1 protein-coding gene is annotated in these 370 nt (G+C 61.4%); it reads right to left on the reverse strand.

All coding sequences use genetic code 11. From position 1 onward, the window contains the following. On the reverse strand, window positions 1–327 hold a 327-nt coding region (locus EII42_RS13635), incomplete at its 3' end, for a hypothetical protein (RefSeq protein WP_233558420.1). Window positions 328–370 lie beyond the last annotated feature (43 nt).

Genomic DNA, 370 nt, shown 5'->3' on the forward strand with positions numbered 1-370 from the left:
CAACCAACCCTCATCGAAAGCCACCTCACAAGGCAAACCCGAACCATCCACCGAAACACTCACCCCACCACAACGCCCAACCACCTCACGCACCACACCAACACCATCCACCTCACGTGCCACACAACGCTGCCGCTCATGCTCACGCAACACCCGCTGATACTCGTCTAGTGACCACCTGGCAGCACCCCCCGGCACCACCAGGGCAGTCTCCAAACCCACCTCAAGCGGCAAACTCAACGCGAACCGGCGAAACGCATGCTCCAACAACTCCGCCAACTCCCACCCCGAACGAAGCCGACGATGCCACACCGGACTGATCCGCACCCGCTCCAACCGCCGACCCCGATCAAACCAAACCCGAACCAAC

The organism is Tessaracoccus sp. OH4464_COT-324, from assembly GCF_003932855.1.
Lineage (GTDB): Bacteria > Actinomycetota > Actinomycetes > Propionibacteriales > Propionibacteriaceae > Arachnia.